This is a genomic window from Rhizobium sp. GN54 (assembly GCF_021026345.1).
In the GTDB taxonomy this organism is placed as follows: Bacteria; Pseudomonadota; Alphaproteobacteria; order Rhizobiales; family Rhizobiaceae; genus Mycoplana.
Genome location: NZ_JAJNCZ010000002.1, coordinates 255986 through 272357, shown reverse-complemented (window position 1 = coordinate 272357; position 16372 = coordinate 255986). Strand labels below are relative to the sequence as shown.

13 protein-coding genes and 1 pseudogene are annotated in these 16372 nt (G+C 67.1%); 9 read left to right on the top strand and 5 right to left on the bottom strand.

Going from position 1 to position 16372, the window contains the following annotated elements; translation table 11 throughout:
* Positions 1-143 precede the first annotated feature (143 nt).
* Entirely contained in the window at positions 144-1034 is an 891-nt protein-coding gene (gene ku / locus LQK81_RS07295) for a non-homologous end joining protein Ku (RefSeq protein ID WP_230804899.1), read from the top strand.
* Positions 1035-1037: 3 nt separating this feature from the next.
* Positions 1038-3653 (top strand): DNA ligase D, encoded by a 2616-nt coding sequence (gene ligD / locus LQK81_RS07290; RefSeq protein ID WP_230804897.1) that lies wholly within the window; start codon positions 1038-1040, stop codon positions 3651-3653.
* A 36-nt stretch (positions 3654-3689) separates the two neighbouring features.
* Here the strand turns inward: ligD and ku (LQK81_RS07285) are convergent, their stop codons facing one another.
* The gene (gene ku / locus LQK81_RS07285) at positions 3690-4499 is read right to left on the bottom strand and encodes a non-homologous end joining protein Ku (RefSeq protein ID WP_230804896.1); all 810 of its coding nucleotides are present in this window, start codon (positions 4497-4499) and stop codon (positions 3690-3692) included.
* Positions 4500-5098: 599 nt separating this feature from the next.
* Here ku (LQK81_RS07285) and LQK81_RS07280 point away from each other — a divergent pair.
* Positions 5099-5362, top strand: a pseudogene (locus LQK81_RS07280) (anti-sigma factor family protein); the annotation flags it as partial.
* A 13-nt stretch (positions 5363-5375) separates the two neighbouring features.
* On the opposite strand, the gene LQK81_RS07275 reads toward LQK81_RS07280, so the two are convergent.
* Positions 5376-5969: a LysE family translocator gene (locus tag LQK81_RS07275; protein WP_230804894.1), complete on the bottom strand. Its 594-nt coding sequence runs from the start codon at positions 5967-5969 to the stop codon at positions 5376-5378.
* Between the two features lie 121 nt (positions 5970-6090).
* On the opposite strand from LQK81_RS07275, the gene LQK81_RS07270 reads away from it, so the two are divergent.
* The 3 genes from LQK81_RS07270 to LQK81_RS07260 all read left to right on the top strand — a co-directional run bounded on the left by LQK81_RS07270 (position 6091) and on the right by LQK81_RS07260 (position 8752).
* The gene (locus tag LQK81_RS07270) at positions 6091-6936 is read left to right on the top strand and encodes an aldo/keto reductase (protein ID WP_230804892.1); all 846 of its coding nucleotides are present in this window, start codon (positions 6091-6093) and stop codon (positions 6934-6936) included.
* 62 nt (positions 6937-6998) lie between these two features.
* Positions 6999-8273 carry a DoxX-like family protein gene (locus LQK81_RS07265; RefSeq protein ID WP_230804890.1) on the top strand — a complete coding sequence of 425 codons (1275 nt, stop codon included), beginning with the start codon at positions 6999-7001 and terminating at the stop codon, positions 8271-8273.
* Complete coding sequence (locus LQK81_RS07260; RefSeq protein ID WP_230804889.1) at positions 8270-8752, top strand: DUF2269 family protein; 483 nt, start codon at positions 8270-8272, stop codon at positions 8750-8752. The genes LQK81_RS07265 and LQK81_RS07260 overlap by 4 nt, the downstream gene beginning before the upstream one ends.
* A gap of 9 nt (positions 8753-8761) precedes the next feature.
* On the opposite strand, the gene ilvN is transcribed toward LQK81_RS07260, so the two are convergent.
* Positions 8762-9334 (bottom strand): acetolactate synthase small subunit, encoded by a 573-nt coding sequence (gene ilvN / locus LQK81_RS07255; RefSeq protein WP_230804886.1) that lies wholly within the window; start codon positions 9332-9334, stop codon positions 8762-8764.
* 22 nt (positions 9335-9356) lie between these two features.
* Positions 9357-11135, bottom strand: a complete 1779-nt coding sequence (locus LQK81_RS07250) for an acetolactate synthase 3 large subunit (protein WP_230804877.1) — start codon at positions 11133-11135, stop codon at positions 9357-9359.
* Positions 11136-11534: 399 nt separating this feature from the next.
* Here LQK81_RS07250 and LQK81_RS07245 point away from each other — a divergent pair, with 399 nt between their 5' ends.
* Complete coding sequence (locus tag LQK81_RS07245; protein ID WP_230805614.1) at positions 11535-13589, top strand: ATP-binding protein; 2055 nt, start codon at positions 11535-11537, stop codon at positions 13587-13589.
* Between the two features lie 152 nt (positions 13590-13741).
* Here the strand turns inward: LQK81_RS07245 and miaA are convergent, their stop codons facing one another.
* Entirely contained in the window at positions 13742-14656 is a 915-nt protein-coding gene (gene miaA / locus LQK81_RS07240; protein WP_230804876.1) for a tRNA (adenosine(37)-N6)-dimethylallyltransferase MiaA, read from the bottom strand.
* Here miaA and serB point away from each other — a divergent pair.
* Together serB and LQK81_RS07230 are read left to right on the top strand one after the other, a co-directional pair.
* Positions 14655-15557, top strand: a complete 903-nt coding sequence (gene serB / locus LQK81_RS07235; RefSeq protein ID WP_230804865.1) for a phosphoserine phosphatase SerB — start codon at positions 14655-14657, stop codon at positions 15555-15557. The genes miaA and serB overlap by 2 nt on opposite strands.
* A complete protein-coding gene (locus LQK81_RS07230; protein ID WP_230804863.1) occupies positions 15554-16138 on the top strand; it encodes a GNAT family N-acetyltransferase in 585 nt (194 codons plus the stop codon). The genes serB and LQK81_RS07230 overlap by 4 nt, the downstream gene beginning before the upstream one ends.
* Positions 16139-16372 lie beyond the last annotated feature (234 nt).

Below are 16372 nucleotides of genomic sequence, written 5' to 3'. Positions count from 1 at the left end.
GCGAATCACCGCTGCCACGCAATTCACCTGATTTTCCCTCGCCTTCAGGGTAGAGTGTCGGGAACAAAGAAAAATCGCCTGCGTTCAATTTCCTTGCTGCCCCTTTCCCGCCGGTCCTCCTGCCGGCTTCGAGGACATCGCACATGGCACCGCGCGCGCAATGGAAAGGCTTTCTGAAGTTCGGCGAGGTCGTCTGCCCCGTCGCGCTCTACACGGCCGCCTCCACCTCCGACCGCATCGCCTTCCATACCGTCAACCGCGACACCGGCAATCGCGTCCGCCGCGAGTTCGTCGATAGCGTCACCGGCGAGCCGGTCGGGCGCGACGACCAGGTGAAGGGCTACGAGGTCGGCACGGACGACTACATCGTGCTGGAGCCGGAGGAAGTGGCGGCCGCGATCCCCGAAAGCGACAAGACGCTGGCCGTCGAGGCCTTCGTGCCGCTGGCGGAGGTCGACGACCTCTATTTCGACAAGCCCTACTACCTCGCTCCGGCCGAACGCATGGCCGACGAGGCCTATGCGCTGATCCGCGACGCGCTGGAGAAGCGGCAGTCCGCCGCCATTGCGCAGGCCGTGCTCTTCCGGCGCATGCGCACGGTGCTGATCCGGCCGCAGGGCGACGGGATGATCGCCACCACCTTGAACTTCGACTACGAGATCCGGCCGGCGAAGGACGCGTTTTCCGACATTGCCCCGTTGAAGATCAAGGGCGAGATGCTCGACCTCGCCAGACACATCATCGGCACGAAGAAAGGCACGTTCGATCCGGCTGGCTTCCACGACCGCTACGAGGAGGCGGTGGCGGAACTGGTGAAGGCGAAGATCGAGGGCCGGACGATCGCGCCCCGCAAGGAGCCGAAGCGCGAGAAGGTCACCGACCTGATGGAAGCGCTCCGCCAGAGCGCCGCACTCGGCAGCAAGCCGGATCAGCCGGCAAAGGGCGGATCGAAGACGGCGGCCGGGAGCGCAGGCAAGACGGGAGCCGCGGCTGCCGCGAGGAAGGCGCCGGCGGCGCGGCGCAAGGCCGGATGACCGATGGCGCTCGAAACCTATCGCCGCAAGCGCAACTTCGACAAGACCTCCGAGCCGCGGGGCGGCAGGGCGAAGGCCGGCGGCGCCGGCTTCGTCATCCAGAAGCATGACGCACGCCGGCTGCACTACGATTTCCGGCTGGAGATGGACGGCGTGCTGAAGAGTTGGGCCGTGACGCGCGGCCCGAGCCTCGTTCCCGGCGAGAAGCGGCTGGCGGTGCATGTCGAGGATCACCCGCTCGAATACGGCGGCTTCGAGGGCACCATCCCGAAGGGCGAATATGGCGGCGGCACGGTGATCGTCTGGGACCGCGGCACCTGGGAACCGCTGGAGGATCCGCACCGGGGCTACGCCAAGGGCCACCTCGAATTCGCGCTCCACGGCGAGAAACTGCACGGCCTCTGGCATCTCGTGCGCATGGAAGGCAAGCCCGGCGAGCGCCGGGAAAACTGGCTGCTCATCAAGGGCGAGGACGACGACGCCCGCAACGAAGGCGATCCCGACATCCTCGAGGAGCGGCCGGAATCGGTCAAGACCGGCCGCCTCATCGCCGATGTCGCAGGCGAAGAACCCGGCTGGTCGTCGAAGACGGGCCGGATCACGAAGAAGGCAGCGCGCAAGACCGGCAAGGCTGCGGCCGGCTCGGGGCAGACCGGCACGGACGACGCCGGGCCGGCGGCGATCGCGCCCGGTGATCCGACGAAGATCGAGGGCGCCCGGAAGGCACGACTGCCGGCCTTCGTGGAGCCGTCGCTGGCAACGCTCGCGACGAAGCCTCCGGCCGGCACGCGCTGGCTGCACGAGATCAAGTTCGACGGCTACCGGCTGCAGGCGCGCGTCGAGGCCGGCAAGGTCAAGCTCTTGACCCGCAGCGGGCTCGACTGGACGGACAGGTTCGGCAAGCAGGTCCTGTCGGCCTTCCGCGACCTGCCCGTCGGCAACGCGCTGATCGACGGCGAACTCGTCGTCGAAAGCGGCTCCGGCGCATCGGACTTCTCCGCCCTGCAGGCGGACCTCAGCGAGGGGCGAACCGACCGTTTCGTCTACTATGCCTTCGACCTCCTGCATCTCGACGGCTACGACCTGACGGCGGCGACGCTCGTCCGGCGCAAGGCCTTGCTGCGCACGATCGTTTCCTCCGAGACGGGCATGCTTCGCTACAGCGCCGACTTCGAGGACGACGGCGAGGTGCTCTTGAAGCACGCCTGCCGGCTGGGACTGGAAGGCATCGTCTCGAAGGTGGCCTGCGATCCCTACCGGTCCGGCCGCAGCAAGGGCTGGCTGAAAGCCAAGTGCGCCCTCAGCCAGGAATTCGTCATCGCCGGCTGGGTCCCCTCCTCGACCGCACGCAAGGCGGTCGGATCGCTCGTCCTCGGCGTCTACGACGGCGACCGGCTGGAGCACGTCGGCCGCGTCGGCACGGGCTTCAGCCATGCGCTCGCGCTCGACCTGGCAAGACGCCTCGAACGCCTGAAGGCCGATGCCAGCCCCTTTGCGGCGCCGCTCACCGCCGTCGAGGCCCGCGGCGCCCGCTTCGTGCGACCCGAACTGGTCGCAGAGGTCAAATTCCGGGCATGGACGGCCGACGGCCACCTGCGCCACGCCGCCTTCCGCGGCATCCGCGAAGACAAGTCGCCGAAGGACATCGTTCGCGAGACGGCCGCAACCGCTGCCGGAGGCAGAAACGGAAACGGAAACAAGAGGTCGACCATGTCGAAATCCGCCGCCAGACCGAATTCATCCGTGGAACTGACGCATCCCGACCGCGTCTACTGGCCGAAGGAGGGCGTCACCAAGGGAGGCCTTGCCGACTACTACGCCGAGGTCTGGCCCTTCATGGAGCCCTTCGTCGTCGGCCGGCCGCTGGCGCTGTTGCGCTGCCCGGACGGCATAGACGGCCAGCAGTTCTTCCAGAAGCATCCCTGGAAGGGGATCAACGAGCACATCACGCTCGTGGCCGATCCCAGGGAACCCGCCGAGGCGCCCTATATCGCGATCGGAGATTTCGACGGCCTGACCGGCCTCGTGCAGTCGGCGGCGCTCGAGATCCACCCCTGGGGAGGGACGACCGCCGACTGGGAAAAGCCCGACACCATCATCATGGACCTCGATCCCGGGCCGGGCGTGGCCTGGAGCGAGGTGATCGCGGCAGCCTTGGAGATCCGCGACCGGATGAAGGATCTGGGTCTTGCCACCTTCGTCAAGACCTCCGGCGGCAAAGGGCTTCATGTCGTCTCGCCGCTGAAGCCGAAGGCGGAATGGCCGGACGCGAAGGCCTTCACCAAGGATCTGGCCGACCGCATGGCCGCCGACAGCCCGGAGAAGTACGTCGCGACGATCGCCAAGGCCAAGCGGGGCGGCAAGATCCTGATCGACTACCTGCGCAACCAGCGCGGCCAGACCGCGGTCGCCCCCTACTCCACCCGGGCGCGGCCGGGCGCGCCGGTCTCGATGCCGCTCGCCTGGGACGAGCTCGACGCGGCCCTCGGCCCTGCCCATTTCACGGTCCTCAATGCAGGAAAGCGGCTCGCGGCGCTGTCGTCCGATCCCTGGGCCGATTTCCGCAAGTCCGCCGCCCCGCTTCCCGGCGCCGGTGCGCGCAAGGGGCGCGCCGCCTGACCGCGACCGGATCGACGGAAGCCTCCCGAAGGCCGGTCACGTCTTCTTCGGCTTGCGCTCGGCCGCCACGCTCTTTCGCAGCGCATCCATGATGTTGATGACATTGGAGGCGGCCGCCTGCGGCGCCTCCGCCTTCTCCCTCGTGGGCTTCCTGTGCCCCTTCTTCTTCGCCGCGATGATCTCCAGGAGCCTGTCCTGCACCGGGTCCTGCGCCATCTCCGGCGTCCATGGCCGCGTGTTCTCCTCGATGAAGGTCTCGGCGAGCGTCATCAGCTTCGCCTCCGTCTTCATCTTTTTCATCTCCTCGAAATAGGCGTCGGGCTGGCGCACTTCCTCGCCGTAGCGCAGCGTCCAGAGCACGATGCCCCGGTCCCGCGGTTCCAGCAGCACGGCGCGCTCGCGGCGGTACATCACGAGCCGCGAGATGCCGACCATCCTGCTTGCGGCCATCGCATCGCGGATGACGCTGAACGCCTCCTCGCCGACCGGGTCGTTCGGCGTCAGGTAATGCGGCTTGTCGAACCAGATCCAGTCGACGCTGTCGCGCGGCACGAAGGTCTCGATATCGATCGTGCGCGTGCTTTCGAGCGCGACCGCATCGAGTTCGTCGTCCTCGAGCAGGACGAACTCGCCCTCCCCGCGCTCGTATCCCTTCACCTCGTCGTCCTGGTCGACGGGCCTGCCGGTGACGGAATCGACGTATCGGCTGACGACGCGGTTCTGCGTGGCACGGTTTAGCGTATGGAACCGCACCTTCTCGTCCTCGCTCGTCGCCGGCGTCATCGCCACCGGGCAGGTGACGAGAGAGAGCTTCAGATAGCCTTTCCAGAAGATGCGCGTCGCCATGGCGTCCTTCCCGGTGAGCAGACCCTGTAGGCAGGAGGCGAAACGTGTTCCGCCTGCATTCGTTCCGCTTGCTAGAGTCTGTCTGGGCTAGATTGCAGCATTCTGTTGGCTCAAACGGAGTCGGATGGTTGCCCGGCTGGCGCGTGTCGTAGCCCAAGCATACGGCCAAGCCAGCCGGGCGATCAGCCGGCCCGTTTCAGCCAACCCGAAGGGCCGGGCATCTTTCCGTAGGGATCAACGGCGATCGGCTCGGACAGACCCTGTGGTATGCCCTTCGCCAATCGCCGTTGCCCCAACGAAAACCTGCTCCGGCAGAATGCTGCAATCTAGCCCGGACAGACTCTAGGCTCGACGGCAGAGCCTGCGCTCGCTGCCGCTTCATGGCAAGCCGCCAGCGCGACCGATGCGGGAATAAACCGCCGATCTCCTTTGTCTCATGTTTGTCCGATGTTTGTCCCCGTGAGCCGGGATCGGCCAATTCGCAACGAGGAACCGCTTCCATGAGAACGACGATGCTTGCAGCGGCCGCCACCGCCTAGGACTGCGTGGAGACGGCGCTGCAGCGGCGCGCGCAATGGCGCGGCGTCAACCTGCGCGCCCTCGTCGGCGGCCGGCTGGTTCCGGTGGCGGGAAAGCCCGGCGCGCTGCTGATGTACCAGAACTCGGCCGGCCGGCGGCTGACGATGCTGATCGGCCGCAACGACGAAAACAGCGAGACGAGTTTCCGCCTCGACGTGCAGGATCCCTTGCGCACCTTTTACTGGATTGACGGCCCGATCGGCTATGCCGTCACCGGCGAGATCTCCGCCGAGGCGCTTCGCGCCGTCGCCGACGAATGCTACCGGCAGATGGAAGACGCATGAGGCTGCGGCGGCCTCAGCGCAGCATCGGCCACAGGCTCGCCACCAGCAGCAGCGCCATCGTCACGTTGAAGGCGCGCAGCCTCGCCGGAACCGACAGCCATTCGCGCAGCACCGATCCGAATCCCGCCCAGGTCGAAACGCTCGGGAAGTTGACGAGGGCGAACGCCACCCCGACGAGAAGCACGCTCATCGTGTAGTGAGCAGGCTCGGTATAGGTCGCCATGGCCGAAACCGCCATCACCCACGCCTTGGGATTGACCCACTGGAACGCGGCCGCCTCCAGGAACGTCATCGGCCGCGCGCCGGCCTTGCGGTCGCTCAGGCTGTCGGAGGTGGCGATCTTCCAGGCGATCCAGACGAGGTAGCCGCCGCCCGCGAACTTCAGCGCCGTATAGAGGAGCGGAACGGCTTCCAGGAGCGCCCCGAGCCCGAACCCGACGCCGAGAAGCAGCGTCAGGAAGCCGGCGCCGATGCCGCACATGTGCGGAATGGTGCGGACGATGCCGAAATTCACGCCCGAGGCGAACAGCATCATGTTGTTCGGTCCCGGCGTGATGGAGGTGGTGAAAGCAAAAACGACGAGCGTCAGAAAGATTTCGAACGGCAAGACGCCCTCCGCGGCGCGTGTCATCTCCGCCCTTGATAGGCGATGCGCATGGAAGGACCAGCCAATTCTTGTCATACTGTCATTCGTCAGAGTGATGAATGCCCCTTCCCCGGAGAACGACATGAGCGCCAACCCGCACGAGATCACCTTTCCCGATGGTCGCAGCGTGCCCGCCCTCGGCCAGGGTACGTGGCACATGGGCGAGAACGGTGCTGCCGCGCCGGCCGAGATCCGCGCCCTGCAGGCCGGCATCGACCTCGGCATGACGCTGATCGACACCGCCGAGATGTATGCCGACGGCGGCTCGGAACAGGTGGTCGGGGAAGCGATCCGCGGCCGGCGCGACGACGTGTTTCTCGTCAGCAAGGTGCTGCCTTCCAATGCCAGTCGCCGGGGCACCGTCGCCGCCTGCGAGGCCAGCCTGAAGCGGCTCGGCACGGAGCGGATCGACCTCTATCTCCTGCACTGGCGCGGCCGCTTCCCGCTGGCCGACACGGTCGCGGCCTTCGAGGACCTGAAGGCGGCCGGCAAGATCGGCGCCTGGGGCGTCTCCAATTTCGACGTCGACGACATGGAGGAACTGCTTGCGGTCGAGAGTGGCGGCAACGTCGCGGCCAACCAGGTGCTCTACAATCCCGCCCGCCGCGGCGTCGAGTTCGATCTCCTGCCCTGGAGCGTGCAGCGCGGCATCGTCACCATGGCCTATTCGCCGCTCGACGAGGGCCGCCTCGTCCGCCACCCGGCGCTCGTCCGCATCGCCGGCAACCGCGGCGCCACCGCAGCCCAGGTCGCGCTCGCCTTCGTGCTCGCGCGGATCCAGATCGTCGCCATCCCGAAATCGTCCTCGCTCGAACGCGTGGCAGAAAACCGCAAGGCCGCAGACCTGAAGCTGGCGCCCGAGGACATGGCCACCCTCGACGCCGCCTTCCCGCCGCCGAAGCGGAAGACGCCGCTTGCGATGATCTGAACGACGGACAGGTCTGTCGCAACGCTTGTGCAGCGGAGCTGACAAACGCAATAGTCGTGCGCATGACCATCCTGATTCTCGGCGCAAACGGCTTTGTCGGTTCCGCGGTGCTCGCCCGGCTTGCCCGCGACGGCCACGTTCTTGCCGGCCTCGGCCGTGACATTGCGCACGCGAAAAACCGTTTCCCTTCAGTGCGCTGGCATCGCGCCGACCTGTCCGGCCTCAAGAGCGTGGAAGACTGGGCACCGTATTTCGACGGCGTCGAGGTTGTCGTCAATTGCGCCGGCGCGCTACAGGACGGACAGCGCGACGACGTTGTGGCCACGCAACGCGACGCCATGCTGGCGCTTTATCAGGCCGCGCGGAAAAGCGGTCTCCGGCTCGTGGTGCAGATCTCCGCCCGGACCGACCGCGGACAAGGCCTGCCCTTCCTCTCGACGAAGGCCGAAGCGGACATGGCACTGGCCGCATCCGGCCTCGACCACGTCATCCTCCGCCCGGCGCTCGTGCTCGGCCGCAACGCCCATGGCGGCTCAGCGCTGCTGCGGGCGCTGGCCGCTCTGCCGTTCATCACGCCGCTGGCCTTTTCCGATCGCCGTGTCGAGACGGTCTCGGTCGAGGACGTGGCGGAATGCGTGCACGAGGCGATCGAGGGCAGATTGCCGTCCGGTACGGACGTCGATCTCGCAGCCGATGCGCCCGATCTCGGCAAGTTGGTCACCCTGCATCGCGCATGGCTCGGCCTGCCGCCTGCGAAGACCCTTGCCCTGCCCGACGCGATCGCAGCGCCGGTATCGCGGCTGGCGGACCTCGCCGGGCGCCTCGGCTGGCGCTCGCCCCTGCGCAGCACCGCCATGCAGGTCATGGCGGGCGGCATTGCGGCCGGCGAAACCAGGGTCGACCGGCCGCTGTCGTCGGCGCGCGAAACGCTCGCCCGCCACCCTGCCGGCGTGCAGGACCTGTGGTTTGCAAGGCTCTATCTCGCCAAGCCGGTTCTCATCGTCACGCTCGCCCTGTTCTGGATCCTCTCCGGGCTCGTGCCCTTCCTCGACCTCGGCCGTGCGGCCGCCCATTTCGCGCCGTTCATGCCGCAGGCGGCGGCACTCGGCCTGACGGCCGCGACCTCGCTCCTCGATATCGTGCTGGGGCTGCTGCTGCTCTGGCGGCCGACCGCGCGCATCGCCCTCGTCGGCCAGGCTGCGCTGGCCCTCGCCTATCTCGCCGGCGGCACCCTGCTCGAACCGGCGCTCTGGCTCGATCCGCTCGGCCCCTACGTCAAGGTGCTGCCGGCCCTCGCCCTCACCCTGACCACCCTTGCACTGCTGGACGAACGATGATCGAAGCCGAACTCGTCTACCGCATGCTGCACGTGATCGGCGCGACCGTGCTGTTCGGCACCGGCGCCGGCATCGCCTTCTTCATGGTCATGGCAGGCCGCAGCGGCCAGCCGGAGCTGATCGCCCATGTGGCAGGAACGGTGGTGATCGCCGACACCATCTTCACGGCAACGGCCGTCGTGGCTCAGCCGCTGACCGGCTATCTGCTCGCCCGCGAAATCGGCTGGTCGCTGAGCGAAGGCTGGATCGCCGTGTCGCTGATGCTCTACGTCTTCACCGGTCTCTTCTGGCTGCCTGTCGTCTGGATCCAGATCCGGCTGCGCGACATCGCCAGGGTGGCGGCAGCCGACGGGACGCCGTTGCCGCCGGGATGGCACAGGCTCTACCGCATCTGGTTCGCCTGCGGCTTTCCCGCCTTCCTGTCCGTGCTCGGCATCCTCTGGCTGATGCTGGAGAAGCCCGACATCAGCCTGTTCTGATGCAGCAGCCTACATCCCTTGCGGGCCGCGGTTCATCGCGGCGATGCCGGTGCGGCAGACCTCGATCAGGCCGAGCGGCTTCATGATGGCGATGAACTGATCGATCTTCGAGACCTTGCCGGTGATCTCGAAGACGAAGTGCTCGGTGTTGGCGTCGATGACGGAGGCGCGGAAGGCGTCGGCGAGCCTGAGCGCCTCGACCCGGTGATCGCCGGTGCCCGACACCTTCACCAGCGCCAGTTCGCGCTCCAGCGGCCGCTCGTGGCCGAGGTCCCTGGCGCGCACGGTCAGATCGACGACGCGGTGCACCGGCACGATCCGTTCCAGCTGCGCCTTGATCTGCTCGAGCACGTGCGGCGTGCCGCGGGTGACGATGGTGATCCGCGACAGGTGCGCCTGGTGCTCGGTCTCCGACACCGTCAGGCTCTCGATGTTGTAGCCGCGGCCGGAGAACAGGCCGATGACCCGGGCAAGCACGCCCGGCTCGTTGTCGACGAGCACCGAAAGCGTGTGGTTTTCCGAAACCTGGGTCTCGGGAGCGATGAAATAGGCCGAACCGGTCGGCTGAAGATGTGCGTTCATGGTCTTCTCTCCTCCGGTGTCTCTAGACCAGCTGCCGGCCCTTGGCGTCGATCGCGTTCGCGACCGCCTCGTCCGTCGCCTCGTCGGGCAGAAGCATCTCGTTATGCGCCTTGCCGGACGGGATCATCGGGAAGCAGTTGGCGAGGTTGGCGACGCGGCAATCGAAGATCACCGGCTTCTTGACCGAAATCATCTCCTCGATCGCCCCATCGAGATCGCCGGGCTTGTCGCAGCGCAGGCCGACGGCGCCATAGGCCTCGGCAAGCTTGACGAAATCAGGCATCGCCTCGGTATAGGAGTGCGACAGGCGGTTGCCGTGCAGCAGCTGCTGCCACTGGCGCACCATGCCCATGTACTGGTTGTTGAGGATGAAGATCTTGATCGGCGCGTCGTGCTGGATCGCAGCCGACATCTCCTGGATGCACATCTGGATCGAGGCGTCGCCGGCAATGTCGATGACGAGCGCGTCCGGATGGGCGATCTGCACGCCGAGCGCTGCCGGCAGGCCGTAGCCCATCGTGCCGAGGCCGCCCGAGGTCATCCAGCGGTTGGGCTGCTCGAAGCCGAAGAACTGCGCCGCCCACATCTGGTGCTGGCCGACCTCGGTGGTGATGTAGGTGTCGCGATGCTTGGTCAGCTCGTAGAGCCGCTGGATTGCGTATTGCGGCATGATGACGTCGTCGCTCGGCTTGTAGGCCAGCGAGTTGCGCGCCCGCCACCGGGCGATCGAGGCCCACCAGTCGGAAAGATGCTCCTTGCCCGCCTGCTTCGAGGTGGCGCGCCAGAGTCGGACCATGTCCTCCAGGACCCGGCCGACGTCGCCCAGGATCGGGATGTCGACGCGGACGTTCTTGTTGATCGAGGACGGATCGATGTCGATGTGGATCTTCTTGGAATTCGGCGAGAACGCGTTCAGCCGCCCGGTGATGCGGTCGTCGAAGCGGGCGCCGATGCAGACCATGACGTCGCAATCGTGCATCGCGAGGTTCGCCTCGTAGGTGCCGTGCATGCCGAGCATGCCGAGCCAGCTCTTGCCGGACGCCGGATAGGCGCCGAGGCCCATCAGCGTCGAGGTGATCGGAAAGCCCGTCAGCTCGACCAGTTCGCGCAACAGGTGCGAGGCTTCCGGCCCAGAATTGACGACGCCGCCGCCGGAATAGATGACCGGCCGCTTCGCGCCCTGCATCAACTCGACCGCCTCCTTGATCCGCGCGAGGTCCCCCTGGACCTTCGGCGCGTAGGCATGCTGCGCCGGCGCGGCGGACGGGGCGACATAGGTGCCGGTGGCGAACTGGATATCCTTCGGGATGTCGACGACAACAGGGCCGGGCCGGCCGCTCTGGGCGACGCGGAAGGCCTCGTGGATGACGCGCGCAAGATCGTTGACGTCCTTGACCAGCCAGTTGTGCTTGGTGCACGGCCGGGTGATGCCGACGGTGTCGCATTCCTGGAACGCATCCGAGCCGATCAGCGAGGTCGGAACCTGTCCGGAGAGGCAGACGAGCGGGATGGAATCCATCAGCGCATCCTGAAGCGGCGTCACCGCATTGGTGGCGCCGGGGCCCGAGGTCACCAGCATGACGCCGACCTTGCCGGTGGAGCGCGCATAGCCCTCGGCCGCATGGCCGGCCCCCTGCTCGTGGCGAACGAGGATGTGCTGGATGTCCTCCTGCTGGAAGATCTCGTCATAGATCGGCAGGACTGCGCCGCCCGGATAGCCGAAGATATGTTGGACGCCGTTGTCTTTCAGCGCCTGCAGGACGATCTCGGCGCCCGTCATCTGGTTCTCAGTTGCACTCATCGGAATGTTTCCGTCCGTAGCTCGTGTTTTGAAAATGTGATTAGCGAAATCGGGGGCATAAAAAAAGGCCCCGTGTGGAGCCTGCTTACCGCGCATGGGAGCTTTCGCCCGGTGGTTACACCACCTTGCCCATGCGCCATCCCACCACAAGAATCTTCGCGACGTTCGAAATCATGGGGCGGATTGATAGACGCTAAAGCACAGGCCGTCAATCAGTTATCCACGTCGCCCGTTCTCCTGCTGGGCCGCGGCCGCCGGCGATGGATTGCCGCATGCGGGCGTGCGGCCGCGAAACGCATTGTTAAGCGGCGGCTGTTAATCGTTTAGCCACTGCTGTTATTCCCCCGGCAAACGGACCCGGAGTGCTTCGATTTGCGGAACACCGATTTTCACCATTCGATGGCGGCCGGCGAACAGGAACGGCGCGACGAGGAAGCACCCGGCAACCGCCTTCTCGGGCGGGTCGTCGCCTGCAGCGGATCGCGCGCGACGATCAGCGCCGTTGCCGAGGCCGGCGAAACCGCGCTCACCGAACTCTGGTCCGTCGGCCGGCTGATCTCCATCTCCGTCGGCGACAACCGGGTCGTGGCGCTCGTCTATGCGATGGGCACCGACCAGCAGACCTGGTCCATCGGCGGCGACACCGTCTTCCATGTCGAGGTGGAATTGCTGGGCGAGGTCCACATGGGCCCGGACGGCCGCGAGGAATTCTCCGCCGGCATCACCCGCTATCCCTATCTCGGCGCGATCGCCCACCGCATCCGCGCCGCCGACCTCGCCCGCGTCTACGACACCGGGCTGAACGACGTCTGCGTGATCGGCAAGCTGACGCAGGACGAAACGCTCGACGCGACGATCCACGTACCCTCGATGCTGGCCAAGCACTTCGCCATCGTCGGCACCACCGGCGTCGGCAAGTCGACCGCGGTCACGCTGCTTCTGCACAAGGCGATCCAGGCTGATCCGAAGCTGCGCGTCCTCATCCTCGACCCGCACAACGAATTCGCCGCCGCCTTCCCCGATCATTCCGTCGTCATCGAGACGGATACGCTCGACCTGCCCTTCTGGCTGTTCCGGCTGGACGAGTTCTCGGAAGTCATCTTCCGCGGCCGCCCGGCCGTGCCCGAGGAACTGGACGTCTTGCGCGACCTGATCCCGGAGGCGAAGAAGGCCTTCCGCGGCTCGGGCGAATCGAGCCTCATGCGCCGCGGCAACGAGAAGAGCTCGATCACCGCCGACACGCCGGTGCCCTACCGCATCGCCGACCTGCTGGCGCTCGTCGACGAACGCATCGGCCGGCTCGAGGGCCGCTCGGAAAAGCCCTACCTTCGCTCGCTGAAGGTCAAGGTCATGTCGGCGATCAACGACCCGCGCTACCATTTCATGTTCTCCTCGAACACGATCACCGATACCATCCTCGACACGATCGCGCGGATTTTCCGCATCCCCGGCGAAGGCAAGCCGATCACCACCTTCCAGCTCGCCGGCATTCCTTCCGAAGTGGTCAATTCCGTCGCCTCCGTGCTCTGCCGCATGGCCTTCGAGATCGGGCTGTGGAGCAGCGGCGGCGTGCACATGCTGGTCGTCTGCGAGGAAGCGCACCGCTACGTTCCGGCCGATGCCGGGCTCGGCTTCCTGCCGACCCGCCAGGCGATCGCCCGCATCGCCAAGGAAGGCCGGAAGTACGGCGTCTCGCTCGGCATCATCACACAGCGCCCGGGCGAGCTCGACCCGACGATCCTGTCGCAGTGCTCGACCGTCTTCGCCATGCGACTGGCCAACGACCAGGACCAGGAGATCATCCGCTCCGCGATCCCCAACTCGTCGTCGTCAACCACGAGCTTCATCTCCTCGATCGGCAATGGCGAGGCGATCGCCTTCGGCGAGGCCGTGACCGTGCCGATGCGCATGAAATTCACCCGCGTGCAGGAAAACCGCCTGCCGAAGGCGAACGGCATCACCGTCAAGGCCAGCGACGATACGCCCGACAGCGTCGACCTGCGCTCCATCGTCGGCCGCATGCGCTCCGTCTCCGGCCCGGACATCTCCGCCTTCCAGAATTCCGTCCTGAGCGCCGAGACCGAATTCGCGCAACGCCAGGCGGCGGAATACGACGCCCCGCGCACCGGTGCCGACGATGGCGGGGCCTGGAGCGACCCGCAGCCATCCGCCCGCGAGCTCCCGCTCGATCCGCCCTCGGCCGGTCCCGCAGGAATAGAGCCCTACCGGCCGGAAATGCTGCCGCGCATGCAGGAGGGGCCGAGCCCCCTGTCGGCGCATGACCGTTTCGAGGCGCTGCGGCGCGAATTGAACGAGCAGGCGGGCGACCGGGCCGCACAGGCCCGGCAACCGCAACGCCCGGCCTTCGGCGAGGGCGGCGGCGAGATCCGCAAGGAAGGGTCGATCCGGGAGCAATTGCTGAAGAAGCCGCTGAGCAGCCTGCTGCGAAAGTGATCCGGGGCGTCCGGCCCTGCCCCGGCACGGCTGCGGGCGACAGATCGGTCGTGCCGCTCGCCCGGAAGCGGCATTGAACCCGTGCGGCACATTACTGGCCCAGCGTTTGCTGCCCGCGCCGCCGAACGATCGGCGGCGGTTCGGGCCGGTCGTCAGCCGAAGGCGGTCGAAAGGGCGTCGGTCCTGATCCAGCTTTCGTCCATCTGGTTGCGGAACCACGTCATCTGCCGCTTGGCATATTGCCGGGTCGCCGCAGCACCGCGCTCGATCGTCTCGGCCTCGCTCATCTCCCCAGCCAGGAGCGCTGCGATCTGCGGCACGCCGATCGCCTTCATTACCGGCATCTCCGGCGGCAGGCCGAGTGCCAGCAGCGCGCGCACCTCCTCGACGGCGCCCAGGCGCAGCATCTGCGCGAAGCGCCTGTCGATGCGCGCATGCAGCAGGCTGCGCTCCGGCAGGACGACGAGCTTCAGCGCGCGGGCGGGATCGACGATCGCCGGCCCCGCCGCCGACTGGAACGCCCGGATCGAGCGGCCGCTAACGTCGAGGATTTCCAGCGCCCGCAGGATGCGCTGCCCGTCTGCCGGCCGGATCGTTCCGGCGGTCTGCGGGTCGCGCCGCGCAAGTTCGCCATGCAGCGCCGGCGCGCCCTCCTCGGCCAGCCGCGCCCGCAAGGCGTCGCGGACGCCGGCCGGGATCGACGGCATGTCCGAAAGCCCGCCCGTCAGCGCCTTGAAATAGAGGCCGGTTCCGCCGACAAAGACCGGCAGCCTTCCCTTGGCGCGCAGCTCCTGCGTCACCTCGGCCGCCTCCCGCAGCCAGGCGCCGCTGGAATAGGCCTGCCCGGCCGGCACATGGCCGTAGAGCCGGTGCTCGATGCCGCCCATATCCTCCGGCTGCGGCCGCGCGGTCAGGACGTTCAGCGTGTCGTAGACCTGCATGCTGTCGGCATTGACGACGCCGCCGCCGTGCCTGGCGGCGAGCCGGACCGCGAGAGCGGACTTGCCGCTCGCGGTCGGGCCGGTTATCAGGATGGCGCCAGTCTCAGCTTCAGGAATTCTCGTCATGGCTCTCGTTGCCACGCTTATCGCCAATCCGTCAAATCCGGTCCTTGAAGCTGCGCTCGGCGAGCGGGCCGCGGACGCGGTCGCAGCCTCCGGCCTCTACTGGCTCGCCGACGGCATCGCCTGCGACATCCCGCTTCGCGACGGCACCGACGAGGCGGTAGCACGCCGGCAACTGGCCGCCGCCATCGGCACGGCCCCGGTCGACCTCGTCGTCCAGGAGGCCGAGACACGGCGCAAGAGGCTTCTGATCGCCGACATGGATTCGACCATGATCGGCCAGGAATGCATCGACGAGCTGGCCGCCGAAGTCGGCCTCAAGGACGAGGTCTCCGCGATCACCGCCCGCGCCATGAACGGCGAGATCGCCTTCGAACCGGCGCTGCGCGAGCGCGTGGCGCTGTTGAAGGGCCTGCCGCTCTCGGTGGTCGACGACGTCATCGAAAAGCGCATCACACTCACCCCCGGCGGCCCCGAACTGATCGCCACCATGAAGGAGAACGGCCATTATACCGCGCTGGTCTCCGGCGGCTTCACCGTCTTTACGAGTCGCATCGCGGCACAGCTCGGCTTCGACGAGAACCGTGCCAACGTGCTGCTGGAGGACGGCGGACGGCTGAACGGGGAGGTCCGCGAACCGATCCTCGGCAAGCAGGCGAAGGTCGACGCGCTGGAGGACATCTGCGCCCGGCTCGGCATCTCCACCGAAGAGGCCATGGCCGTCGGCGACGGCGCCAACGATCTCGGCATGCTGCATCGCTCCGGCGCCGGCGTCGCCCTCCATGCCAAGCCGGCGGTGGCGGCCGAGGCCCGGATCCGCATCGATCATGGCGACCTGACCGCCCTGCTCTACATCCAGGGCTACCGCAAGGCCGACTTCGTCTCGCCCGCCCGGATCGCATGAGCACGGCGATCCTCAGGACGGAGCGGCTGCGGATCCGCAACTGGGTCGAGACCGACCGCGATCTCTTTCACGAGATCAATTCCGATGCGGAGGTGATGGCCTATTTCCCCTTCCGCCGCAGCCGTCCCCAGTCCGACGCCCTGTTCGACAAGCTCCGGAACGCCATCGGCGAAACCGGGTTCGGCTTCTTCGCGATCGCGCTTGCCGAGAACGACCGCCCGCTCGGCTTCTGCGGCCTCGCCCGCACCGATCTCGAACCCATCCTGCCGGACGGCACCGTCGAGATCGGCTGGCGCCTGGCGCGGCCGCACTGGGGCAAGGGTTACGTGACCGAAGCGGCGGCCGGGCTGCTCGATCACGGCTTCGAAAGCTGCGGCCTCGAGGAGATCGTCTCCTTCGCGGTTGCCGGCAATGTCCGCTCGACGGCCGTGATGAGCCGCATCGGCATGCGGCCCGACCCCGCCCGCGACTTCGACCACCCGCGCGTCCCCGCCAGCCACCCCCACCTCGTCCGCCACGCCTTCTACGCGATCACCCGCGCGCAGTGGCAGGGGCGAAAGGCAGCGTCAGGCGGACGTTGAATCGGGATGCGAAGTCGGTGAATCGATTTCGGCGACTGTCCGGACAAGCCACGGAAAAAACTGAAAAAATCCATTCCCCCGCGCTAAATCTTCATTCCGCGCGAGACGCAAAACACCCCTCCGGCTGCCCCTCTTCTTCCGTCATACCGGCCCCCGAGCCGGTATCCAGCCGCGTAAGTCCTTGCGCGAAAAGAGCCACGCGGCGCAGCGCCACGCCTGCAAGCGTGACGCGCG

Bases quoted from the DNA above. Each gene is read 5' to 3' on its own strand.
- LQK81_RS07265 (WP_230804890.1), top strand. From the start codon at position 6,999: ATGACCATCCTGATTCTCGGCGCAAACGGCTTTGTCGGTTCCGCGGTG.
- ilvN (WP_230804886.1), bottom strand. From the start codon at position 9,334: ATGAACGCACATCTTCAGCCGACCGGTTCGGCCTATTTCATCGCTCCC.
- LQK81_RS07250 (WP_230804877.1), bottom strand. From the start codon at position 11,135: ATGAGTGCAACTGAGAACCAGATGACGGGCGCCGAGATCGTCCTGCAG.
- LQK81_RS07245 (WP_230805614.1), top strand. From the start codon at position 11,535: ATGGCGGCCGGCGAACAGGAACGGCGCGACGAGGAAGCACCCGGCAAC.
- serB (WP_230804865.1), top strand. From the start codon at position 14,655: ATGGCTCTCGTTGCCACGCTTATCGCCAATCCGTCAAATCCGGTCCTT.
- LQK81_RS07230 (WP_230804863.1), top strand. From the start codon at position 15,554: ATGAGCACGGCGATCCTCAGGACGGAGCGGCTGCGGATCCGCAACTGG.
- miaA (WP_230804876.1), bottom strand. From the start codon at position 14,656: ATGACGAGAATTCCTGAAGCTGAGACTGGCGCCATCCTGATAACCGGC.
- LQK81_RS07270 (WP_230804892.1), top strand. From the start codon at position 6,091: ATGAGCGCCAACCCGCACGAGATCACCTTTCCCGATGGTCGCAGCGTG.
- ligD (WP_230804897.1), top strand. From the start codon at position 1,038: ATGGCGCTCGAAACCTATCGCCGCAAGCGCAACTTCGACAAGACCTCC.
- ku (WP_230804896.1), bottom strand. From the start codon at position 4,499: ATGGCGACGCGCATCTTCTGGAAAGGCTATCTGAAGCTCTCTCTCGTC.
- ku (WP_230804899.1), top strand. From the start codon at position 144: ATGGCACCGCGCGCGCAATGGAAAGGCTTTCTGAAGTTCGGCGAGGTC.
- LQK81_RS07260 (WP_230804889.1), top strand. From the start codon at position 8,270: ATGATCGAAGCCGAACTCGTCTACCGCATGCTGCACGTGATCGGCGCG.